The 8,249-nt window shown below is 62.5% G+C and carries 5 protein-coding genes; 4 read left to right on the plus strand and 1 reads right to left on the minus strand.

Annotated features, from left to right (window positions below):
* The first annotated feature begins 48 nt into the window (after positions 1-48).
* The 3 genes from FIV39_RS29600 to FIV39_RS29615 all read left to right on the plus strand — a co-directional run bounded on the left by FIV39_RS29600 (position 49) and on the right by FIV39_RS29615 (position 6,186).
* Positions 49-1,830, plus strand: coding sequence for a DUF1302 domain-containing protein (locus tag FIV39_RS29600; RefSeq protein ID WP_090400724.1), 1,782 nt, complete (start codon positions 49-51; stop codon positions 1,828-1,830).
* Positions 1,831-1,856: 26 nt separating this feature from the next.
* Positions 1,857-3,215 (plus strand): DUF1329 domain-containing protein, encoded by a 1,359-nt coding sequence (locus FIV39_RS29605; protein WP_090400723.1) that lies wholly within the window; start codon positions 1,857-1,859, stop codon positions 3,213-3,215.
* A 469-nt stretch (positions 3,216-3,684) separates the two neighbouring features.
* Positions 3,685-6,186: a LuxR C-terminal-related transcriptional regulator gene (locus FIV39_RS29615; RefSeq protein ID WP_090400721.1), complete on the plus strand. Its 2,502-nt coding sequence runs from the start codon at positions 3,685-3,687 to the stop codon at positions 6,184-6,186.
* Here the strand turns inward: FIV39_RS29615 and FIV39_RS29620 are convergent.
* Positions 6,183-7,055, minus strand: coding sequence for a helix-turn-helix domain-containing protein (locus FIV39_RS29620; protein ID WP_090400720.1), 873 nt, complete (start codon positions 7,053-7,055; stop codon positions 6,183-6,185). The two genes, FIV39_RS29615 and FIV39_RS29620, sit on opposite strands and share 4 nt — an antisense overlap.
* A gap of 138 nt (positions 7,056-7,193) precedes the next feature.
* On the opposite strand from FIV39_RS29620, the gene FIV39_RS29625 reads away from it, so the two are divergent.
* Complete coding sequence (locus tag FIV39_RS29625; protein WP_090400719.1) at positions 7,194-8,105, plus strand: DMT family transporter; 912 nt, start codon at positions 7,194-7,196, stop codon at positions 8,103-8,105.
* Positions 8,106-8,249: the final 144 nt, after the last annotated feature.

Here is an 8,249-nt window from a genome sequence, read left to right on the forward strand (position 1 = left end):
ATGCGCGGCAGTAGGGTGGGGCCTTCTGTCACTCACCGGGGAAGACGCATGACAAAAACAATAATGCGCGCCATCTTCACGCCACAGGCGCTGGCCGCTGCGGTTGCGTTGGGTTGCTGTGCCCAGGCACAGGCTGTTTCTTTCAACATTGGCGAGATCGAAGGGCAATTCGATTCCTCGCTGTCGGTCGGCTCGAGCTGGGGCATGCGCGATGCCGATAAAAAACTCGTGGGCACCGTCAATGGCGGCACGGGTCAGGCTTCCACGGGAGATGACGGGCGCTTGAACTTCAAGAAGGGTGAGACCTTCTCGAAGATCTTCAAAGGCCTGCATGACCTTGAGCTCAAGTACGGCGATACCGGTGTGTTCGTGCGTGGCAAATACTGGTACGACTTCGAGCTCAAGGACGAAGACCGCGAGTTCAAGCAGATCAGCGACCACAACCGCAAGGAAGGCGCCAAATCCAGCGGTGCGCAGATCCTCGATGCGTTTGTCTATCACAACTATTCCCTGGGCGATCTGCCGGGCACCGTGCGCGCCGGTAAACAGGTGGTCAGTTGGGGTGAAAGTACCTTCATCGGCAACTCGATCAACAGCATCAACCCCATCGACGTGTCGGCATTCCGTCGTCCCGGCGCCGAGATCAAGGAAGGGCTGATTCCGGTCAACATGCTGTTTGCGTCCCAGAGCCTGACCAACCAACTGACCGTGGAAGGCTTCTACCAGCTGGAGTGGGACCAGACGGTGCTGGATAACTGCGGCACGTTTTTCGGCGGGGATGTGGCGGCGGATGGTTGCACCGGTAACTACACGGTGGGTAGCCCGGCAATCGCGCCGTTGCAACCGATTGCAGCGGCACGCGGCCAAGGCTTTGTAGTGACCCGCGAAGGCGTGGTGGTGCAACGCGCTGGTGACCGTGATGCACGGGACTCCGGCCAATTCGGTGCAGCCTTGCGCTGGCTGGGCGATGACACGGAGTACGGCCTGTACTTCATGAACTACCACAGCCGCACGCCGACTGTGGGCACGATTACCGCCAACACCAATCTAGCGACCATCGGTGGTATCGCGGCGGCTGCCCCGGCCGGCTTCGGTTCGGCCCTGGCCCAGAGCACCATGCTCGGCCGTGGCCAGTACTACCTCGAGTACCCGGAAGACATTCGCCTGTTCGGCGCGAGCTTCTCCACAACCTTGCCTACCGGCACAGCGTGGACCGGGGAAATCAGCTACCGGCCCAATGCCCCGGTGCAGTTGAATTCCACCGACCTGACCCTGTCCCTTATCAACCCGATCGCCGGCCAACTGGCCTCGCCTATCCGCAGCAATTTCGGCAGTGACAACAAGGGCTACCGCCGCAAGGAAATCACCCAGATCCAAAGCACCATGACCCAGTTCTTTGACCAGGTGCTGGGTGCTGAACGCCTGACCCTGGTGGGCGAAGCCGCCGTTGTGCATGTGGCCGGCCTGGAAGACAAATCCAAGCTGCGTTACGGCCGCGACTCGGTGTATGGCGCCTACGGTTTCCAGGGTGACACCGACGGTTTCGTCACCTCCACTTCCTGGGGCTACCGCGCGCGCGCGATCCTCGACTACAACAACGCGCTCTTCGGGGTGAACCTCAAGCCCAACCTGTCCTGGTCCCATGACGTGGCCGGCTACGGCCCTAACGGGATCTTCAACAAAGGCGCCAAGGCCATCAGCGTTGGCGTGGATGCGGACTACCGCAGCACCTACACCGCCAGCCTCAGCTACACCGACTTCTTTGGCGGTGACTACAACACCCTGACAGACCGCGACTTCCTCGCCCTCAGCTTCGGCGTGAACTTCTGATTTGGCTTAAAGAAGGACAAGAATCCATGCGTAAGACAATTGCAGTGTTGGCCCTCAGCCTGTTGGCCTCCCACGTGATGGCGGCGGTGTCGCCGGAAGAGGCGGCCAAGCTGGGCACCACCCTGACCCCGGTCGGCGCCGAAAAAGCCGGCAACGCCGATGGCTCGATCCCGGCCTGGACCGGCGGCATCCCGAAAAACGCTGGCGCAGTGGACAGCAAGGGCTTCCTCGCCGACCCGTTCGCCAGTGAAAAACCGTTGTTCGTGATCACCGCGGCCACCGTCGACAAGTACAAAGACAAACTCTCCGACGGCCAGGTGGCGATGTTCAAGCGCTACCCCGAGACCTACAAGATCCCGGTGTACCCGAGCCACCGCACGGTCAACCTGCCACCGGACATCTACGAGTCGATCAAGCGCAGCGCGCTGAACGTCAAGGCGATCAACGACGGCAACGGCCTGGAAAACTTCACCGGTAACCGTTACTACGCGTTCCCGATTCCCAAGAATGGCGTGGAAGTGCTGTGGAACCACATCACCCGTTACCACGGCGGCAACCTGCGCCGCATCATCACCCAGGCCACCCCGCAGACCAATGGCAGCTACACGCCGATCCGCTTCGAGGAGGAAGTGGCGGTGCCCCAGGCGATTCCCGATATCGACCAGGCCAAGGCGGCCAACGTGTTGAGCTATTTCAAGCAATCGGTCACCGCCCCGGCGCGCCTGGCGGGCAACGTGCTGCTGGTGCACGAGACCCTCGACCAGGTGAAGGAGCCGCGCCTGGCCTGGATCTACAACGCCGGCCAGCGCCGCGTGCGCCGCGCGCCGCAGGTGTCCTATGACGGTCCGGGCACCGCGTCCGACGGCCTGCGCACCACCGACAACTTCGACATGTTCTCCGGCGCCCCCGACCGCTATGACTGGAAGCTGGTCGGCAAGAAAGAGATGTACATCCCCTACAACAGCTACAAGCTCGATTCGCCGTCGCTCAAATACGACGACATCATCAAGGCCGGTCACATCAACCAGGACCTGACCCGTTACGAACTGCACCGCGTCTGGGAAGTGGTCGGCACGGTCAAACCGAGCGAGCGGCACATCTACGCCAAGCGCCACATGTACATCGACGAAGACAGCTGGCAAGTCGCGCTGGTGGATCACTACGACGGTCGCGGCCAACTGTGGCGCGTCGCCGAAGGCCATTCGCAGTTTTATTACGACCACCAGGTGCCGGCCTACACCGTCGAGACCCTGTACGACATCATCGCCGGGCGCTACATCGCACTGGGCATGAAGAACGAGGAGAAGAACAGCTTCGTGTTCGGCTTCGCGGCCAAGGCAGCGGACTACACCCCGGCGGCATTGCGGGCTGAAGGCGTGCGCTGATCACGGATCGAAGTGGGGGCAAAATGTGGGAGGGGGCTTGCCCCCGATGAGCATGGGTATCTACACAACTTTTGCTCAACGCTGAACGCCCGGCAGATAGGGCAACTGTGGCGAGCGGGCTTGTCCCGCGTTGGGCTGCGTAGCAGCCCCAAAACCAGCCTCCACAGAGTGTCTGATACACCGCGTTCTTTCTTACTGGGGCTGCTTCGCAGCCCAACGCGGGACAAGCCCGCTCGCCACAGGGGAACTCGCCAGTCTCTGAAAATTGTGTAGATACCTATGCCCCGATGAGGGAGTAGCAGTCACTGGATTGGTTGACTGATACACCGCCATCGGGGGCAAGCGCCCTCCCACATTGGGTTTTGTGCATGGCCCTCAATCACCCTGCTGAATACTTCTTCAACAACCACCCGCCACAGGACTAGGGTAAGCGCCAGGTTGCATAACAATAAGAACGCAGGATGCAGCAATGACTGCCATGACACGCTGCCTGGACCGTCCTGGATTCATGCCTCGGCTGTCCGCTCACCATCTGCTGCGCCCACGCCTGGCCGAGCCCTTGCTGGCGGCCCAGGCCAGGGTCAAATTACTCTGCGCGCCCGGTGGCAGCGGCAAGAGCGCGTTGCTCGCCGAGTGTGCGTTGCAAGCGCCTGCGGGGTGCCAGGTGTACTGGTTGCCGCTCAATGGCGCTGCCCTCAGCCCCCTCGACCTGTGCCTGCGGCTCGCGCAAAACCTGGGCCTGACGTTTACCGATGAAACCACCTTGCTGCTCGACCTCAGTCGCTGGCAGGCCTCGGCGTGGCTGTTCCTCGATGATTTTTGCCGCTTGCCGACGCCCGAGACCGACGCCTTGCTCGACCGCTTGCTCAGCGCCAGCAGCCCGGCCCTGACCTGGTGGCTGGGCGCGCGGCGGCGACCGGCGTGTAACTGGCCGCGCCTGCTGCTCGACGATGAGTTGCTCGAATGTGGTACCGAACTGGCCTTCAGCCCTGTGGAAATCCAGCAACTGCTCAGCCATGCGCCCGGGCATTCGGTCGACAGCGTGCTGCAGTTCAGCGCCGGCTGGTGCGCGGGTGTGCGCATCGCGCTGCTGGGCGACGGGCACCCCGACAAGACCTTGCTCGACTACCTGCAACACGAGCTGTTCAGCACACTGCCGCCGGAGCTGGTGGAGGCCTGGCGCGTACTGGCTCATCTGCCGCGCTTCAATGCCGGCCTGTGCGAGCACTTGTTCGGCGCGGGAGACGGTGACCAGTACTTGAAGGATTTGCAGGTGCTCGGCGCCTTTATCCAACCGTGGGAAGACACCGATTGGCTGCAGGTTTTTGCACCCCTGGCGCACCTGATGCAGAACGAACCCTGGCCGGCCAAACGCTCCTGGCATCGACGCGCCTGCCAATGGTTCTGCGCCGAGCAGGACTGGCAGGCCGCCTTCGAACAGGCGCTGCTGGCCGAAGAATATGAAATGGCGGTGAGCCTGTTGCAGCACTTCAGCTTCGAGGACCTGTTCCGCCAGCAGAACGCCGTATTGCTGTTGCACCTGCATGAGCAGCATGGCGATGAATTGATGCTCGGCTCGCCGCAACTGGTGGGGCTGGTGACGGCGGCGTTGCTGTTTGCCGGGCGCTTCGAACAGGCGGCGGTGTGCATCGATCAACTGGCCCGGTTTGCCCCGCAACCGACGGCGGCGCAACAGCGGTATTTATTGGCGCGCTGGCAGGCGCAATGGGGCTGGTTGCTGCACCTGGGCGGCGATGCCGAGGGTTCGCGCCTGCATTTTCTTGAGGCGCTGCAAGCCTTGCCCGACAGCGCGTGGACCTCGCGGTTGATGTGCCTGTCGGGCCTGACCCAGCAAGCCTTGTTGCGTGGCGAACTGGACGTGGCCCAAGGCCTGAACCGCGAAGCACTGTGCCTGGCACGCGCCAATGGTTCGTTGCTGCTGGAGGCGCTGCTTGAGCTGGATCACGCTCAATTACTGGAACAGCGCGGTGCACCATATCGGGCCCAGAGCCTGCTGGAAAATGTACAAGCCATATTGCTTGAACAGCGGCTCAAGGCCGGTCCCTTGGTGGGACGTATCGCCTTGCGACGCGGGCATCTGGCCTTGCGCCAGGGCCAGGACAGTCTGGCCGCCGAGTGTTTCGACACGGGCTTGAAGATGTGCCTGCACAGCCAGGACAAGCGCGTGCTCTATGGCTTCCTCGGCCTGGCGCTGTTGGCTGCCAACCGTGGCGATTACGCCCAGGCCTTTATCCAGTTGCGTGAAGCCGAGCGATTGATGCAGCAACGCCAAGTGCCGGACACGGTGTACCGCGCGGTGCTGCTGTTGGTCAGCGGGCACTTCTGGTTGCAGCAGGGGCGCGCCGAATTGACCGTGGAAGCGGTGCGCCGCGTGTTGCGTCACTTCCGTGGGCCGCTGGCCAAACAAGCACCACCGGCCACCCTGGAACTGATCCCGCGTCTTGAATACCTGTTGGTGCTGGCGGAGGTGAAACTGGGCTGCGCCGATCAACCGCTGGAACGGCTCAACGCCTTGCTGCAGGCCACGCATCAGCGCGGCATGCTGTGCCTGGAAATCGAACTGCACCTGGTGCTGGGCGAAGTCGCCTGGCAGTTGGGTGATCCGGCGCTGGCGCGCCGCTCGCTGCAAGCCGGCCTGGAACTGGCCGGGCGTTGCCAGGTGCAACAAGCGATTCGCGAACTGCGTTTGCGCGCGCCGGGACTGCTGAGTGAGCTGGGCCTGGAGCCTCAGGCGTCAACCGCCGGCACGGTGGAAAACCCCTTGAGCCAGCGCGAATTGGAAGTGCTGCAATTGATCGCCCTCGGCAGTTCCAACCTGGAGATTGCCGACCGCCTGTTTATCTCCCTGCACACCGTCAAGACCCACGCGCGGCGCATTCACAGCAAACTCGGCGTAGAGCGCCGCACACAGGCGGTGGCCAAGGCCAAGACCCTGGGCTTGATGGTTTAGATGAACGCCTGACGGTATTCGCCGGGCGTGGCGCCCATGGCCTGGCGGAAGCGATGGGTAAAGTGGCTGGCGCTGGAGAAACCGCACAGCAAGGCAATCTCGCCCAACGGCAGGGCGCCGCCACGCAGCAGGTTTTGCGCGCGAGTCAGCCGGCGCGCCAGCAGGTACTGATGGGGTGGCAGGCCGAAACTCTGGCGAAACATCCGCGCGAAATGGTACTCCGACAACGCGCACAACCCCGCCAGTTGCCCAAGGCTGATGGGGTCTTCCAGGTGCTGGTCGATGTAGTCCATCAGCAACCGTCGTTGGTAGGCGGCCAGCCCGCCTTTCAAGCGCAGGCCTTCGCGGGCGCCCACCTGGCTGAGCAGGGTGTGGCTGAGCATTTCATGGGCGAGGCTGCTGGTGAGCAGGCGTTCGGCGGGTTCGTGCCAGTTGAGGGCGATCAACTGGTGGAAGCGTCGGGCCAGGCGCTCGTCTTCCAGGAACGTGCTTTCCTGCAGCTCCAGCGTGCGCGGTTCGCGGTCAAGCAGGGTGACGCAGCCCAGGGCAAATTGTTCCGGGCTGAAATACACGTGGGCCAGGCGGATCTCACCGTTGATCACCCAGGCCGATTGGTGCTCGGCAGGCAGGATGCACAGCTTGTCGGGGCCGCCCTTGGTGCCCGGCTGGTCACGCCGAAACGTGCCGGTGCCGCCATCGACATAGCAGGACAAGGTGTGATGGCTGGGCGCCTGGTAGTCCTGGGAATCATGATGGTTGCTCCACAAGGCCGCGGACAAGCCGTCACCGAGCTCGGCGCAGGCTTCCAGGCGTGCGTGGGGCGAGCGGTTAAGGGCTTGGAAGACTTGCAGGGATTCCAGGTCTGACATGGTGTGTGTTCTCCGACGCCTTGCATCCTACTCCGCGAGGCTGGCGCTGTGATCCCGTCGCCCGACAAAAGCGCAAGAATGTGCAAGAGCCTTGCCCGGGTTGAGGGCGACACTGTGGCTCAATCGATGGAGCCCGTTATGAACCTTTCCCTGTATTTACTCACCGTGCTGATCTGGGGCACCACCTGGATTGCCCTCAAATGGCAACTGGGCGTGGTGGCGATTCCCGTGTCCATCGTCTACCGCTTCGGCCTGGCGGCGCTGGTGTTGTTTGCGTTGCTGCTGATCAGTCGCAAGTTGCAGGTGATGAACCGGCGCGGGCACCTCATCTGCCTGGCCCAGGGGCTGTGCCTGTTTTGCGTCAACTTCATGTGCTTTCTCACGGCCAGCCAATGGATCCCCAGCGGCCTGGTGGCGGTGGTGTTTTCCACGGCCACGCTGTGGAATGCGCTGAACGCCCGGGTGTTCTTCGGCCAGCGGGTGGCGCGTAACGTGTTGATGGGCGGCGGCCTCGGGTTGGCGGGCTTGGGCTTGCTGTTCTGGCCGGAACTGGTGGGGCACACCGCCAGCCCGCAGACCTTGCTGGGTTTGGGGTTGGCGTTGCTGGGGACCATGTGTTTCTCTGCGGGCAATATGTTGTCGAGTCTGCAGCAGAAGGCTGGCCTGAGGCCGCTGACCACCAATGCCTGGGGCATGTTGTATGGATCCTTGATGCTGGCGACCTACTGCGTGGTGCGGGGCATTCCGTTTGAGATGGACTGGAGCGCGCGGTATGTCGGCGCCCTGTGGTACCTGGTGATTCCGGGGTCGGTGATCGGTTTTACCGCTTACCTGACCTTGGTCGGGCGCATGGGGCCGGAGCGCGCGGCGTATTGCACGGTGCTGTTCCCGGTGGTGGCGCTGAATGTGTCGGCGTTTGCCGAAGGCTACCAGTGGACCGCGCCGGCGTTGGCGGGGTTGGTGCTGGTGATGGTGGGGAATGTGTTGGTGTTTCGTAAGCCCAAGGTGGCTCAGCCGGTGAATCCGATCCTTCAGGCAAAGCAGGTCTAATGTGGGAGGGGGCTTGCCCCCATATGCGCTAACCAAATCTCCCACTCCATAGCTCATCTTGCTGGTATCCCCGTTTTCGCGGGGATTCACGCAGTTTCCGACTTATCGTTCCCCACTCTTCAAGGCAAGTAAATAACGACAAGC

The sequence above is a fragment of the Pseudomonas grimontii genome (genome assembly GCF_007858185.1).
In the GTDB taxonomy this organism is placed as follows: domain Bacteria; phylum Pseudomonadota; class Gammaproteobacteria; order Pseudomonadales; family Pseudomonadaceae; genus Aquipseudomonas; species Aquipseudomonas grimontii.